Below are 2,111 nucleotides of genomic sequence, written 5' to 3' on the forward strand. Positions count from 1 at the left end.
AGCGGCGGTAGTTCTTCCAGCCGCCCTTGATCGTGTCGACCCGAAAGCCGATGGTGCGCAGGTTGTCGGCCCACAGCTTGGAGCGCTTGCCGCCGCGAAAGCAGTACACGAGGATGCGCTCGTCGGGCGACACGTCCTTGATCACGCGCTCGACGTGATCGGCCATGCGCCGCATGGCATACGCCACGCCGATCATGTAGGCCGCATGCGTGTCGCTCTTGTGCAGCGTGCCCACTTCGGCGAACTCTGGCTGATCGACGACCGGCAGGTTGACGGCGCCGGGCACGTGGTCCTCCTGGAATTCCGTCTCGGTCCTCGCGTCGATGATCATCGCGTACGACGAGAACGGCAGCACCTGTAGATCGGGTTCGTCAGCGGTTTCGACCGTTCGGGGGAGCTGGGGCATGGGGTCGGAGTCTTTTGACGGATGGGGCACAGGCCGTGAATTCTGGGCCTTTCGGTTCCTGCCGAATCGAAAGCCCGCGCTCGAAGCGGATGGATGGCGCAGCATCTGGGCGGAGTGACATGGTCGCTCGCTTCGAGCGCTCCCGTACTGTCCTGGCATGGCGCGGCCCCCGGGGTCGCGGGATAGCCGCGGCGGGGGGCAGCGCGACAATCCGCATTGCTGCAGTACCGTATCCGCCCGAGGAGTTTCATGCTCAACGTCTATCTGGTCGAAGATGACCCGCTGGTCTCGCAGCATGTGCGGGATGCCCTCAACGACGCGCCCGGCATGCGCTGCGTCGGCCATGCCAGCCGCCTGGCCGACGCGCGCAACGAGTTGCCGCAGTGCCGCCCCGATGTGCTGCTCTCCGACCTGGGCCTGCCCGATGGCGACGGCACCGAACTGATCGGCGAACTGAGCCATGCCCCGGCATCGGAGGGGGTGTGGCACCCGCACATCCTGGTGTTCTCGGTCTTCGGCGACGAGGCCCGCGTGATCCACGCCATCGAAGCCGGCGCCGATGGCTACTTTCTCAAAGGCTGCACCTCCGACGAGCTGGTGCGCGCCGTCGAGCAGGCGGCACGCGGCGAGTCACCGATTTCGCCCGCCATCGCCCGCCACCTGCTCAAGCGCTTTCGCGACGACGGCTACTCCGACTCGAGCTTTCGCGACTCGGGCTTTTCGCAGGACACGGTGCCGGGTGCCAGCGCCACTGCGACGATGGATCTGGAAGCGCCCAGCCGCTCCGAGCACGAGGTGAGCGCGCGCGAACACCAGGTGCTGAGGCTGGTGGCGCAGGGCTATGTCAGCGAAGAAATCGCCGAGCGGCTGCTGACCACCCCCCGCGCGGTGGCCACCCACGTGCGCGACGTGTACCGCAAGCTGCAGCTCGGCCAGCGCAGCCGCGTTGCGGGGAAGGCGAACACGCGCCCGAGCTGGGCGTGACCGCTCACTGCGCGCCCGGCTCGGGCCCGGGCCGGGCGCGCCGTGCTGTGGCGTTGCGCGCGCTGCTCTCTGCGCTCGCCGCTTCACTGCTGGGGCTCGGCGGCTGCGACGGCGCGCCGAACGCCGGTGACGGCAGCGCCCAGGAGCTGCGCGCCGCCGCGCGGCTGGAGGGGGGCCGCGAACGCGTGGTCGCGCTGCCCGATCCCTGGGAAGACACCGCGCGCGAGCCGGTCGCTGTCGTGCGCTACCGGCTGGCGCTGCCCGACGCCGCACTGCGGGCCCAACAGTCGGCGCTGTTCGTGCCGCACCCCGGCACGGTGTTTCGTGTGCGCCTCAACGGCCGCGCGCTGCTTTCCTTCGGCGCGCCTTCGCCGGCCGATCCCCAGGCCCTGCCGGAAACCATGGCGGAGCCGCTGCTCCTGCCGCTGCCACAGGCGCTGCTGCGGCCGGCCGACAACGAGGTCGAGATCGAGGTGAGTGGCATGTTGCCGCGCGGCGCGGGCCTGTCGACCGTGTGGGTCGGGCCGCTGGCAGAACTCGAGCCGCTGCACCGGGCGCTGGACAGCCACCAGGTGCGCGGCGCCTGGGTGGTGAGCGCGGCGGCCACCGTGATGGGCGCGCTGGCGCTGCTGCTGGCCTGGCGCGCGCAGCGCTTCGTGTATGCCTGCTTCGGTGCGGCCAGCCTGCTGTGGGCCTGGCGCATGTCGGGCGTGCAACTCGG

General features: G+C 70.3%; 3 protein-coding genes. 2 read left to right on the plus strand and 1 reads right to left on the minus strand.

The annotated features are described in order from the left end of the window. Positions 1–406: rhodanese-like domain-containing protein (locus tag H0W40_RS19950; RefSeq protein ID WP_292449673.1), on the minus strand; the 406-nt coding region annotated here is incomplete at its 3' end. A 249-nt stretch (positions 407–655) separates the two neighbouring features. Between H0W40_RS19950 and H0W40_RS19955 the strand changes: the two genes are divergently transcribed. Both H0W40_RS19955 and H0W40_RS19960 read left to right on the plus strand, forming a co-directional pair. After that, positions 656–1,390: a response regulator transcription factor gene (locus tag H0W40_RS19955; RefSeq protein ID WP_292449675.1), complete on the plus strand. Its 735-nt coding sequence runs from the start codon at positions 656–658 to the stop codon at positions 1,388–1,390. Further along, positions 1,387–2,111, plus strand: a 725-nt coding sequence (locus H0W40_RS19960; protein ID WP_292449677.1) for a hypothetical protein, incomplete at its 3' end; no start/stop codon positions are given. The genes H0W40_RS19955 and H0W40_RS19960, both read left to right, overlap by 4 nt.

Source organism: Methylibium sp. (assembly GCF_013817345.1).
Classification (GTDB): domain Bacteria; phylum Pseudomonadota; class Gammaproteobacteria; order Burkholderiales; family Burkholderiaceae_C; genus Methylibium.

Coding starts and splice junctions, on each gene's coding strand:
- H0W40_RS19955 (WP_292449675.1), top strand. CDS start 656: ATGCTCAACGTCTATCTGGTCGAAGATGACCCGCTGGTCTCGCAGCAT.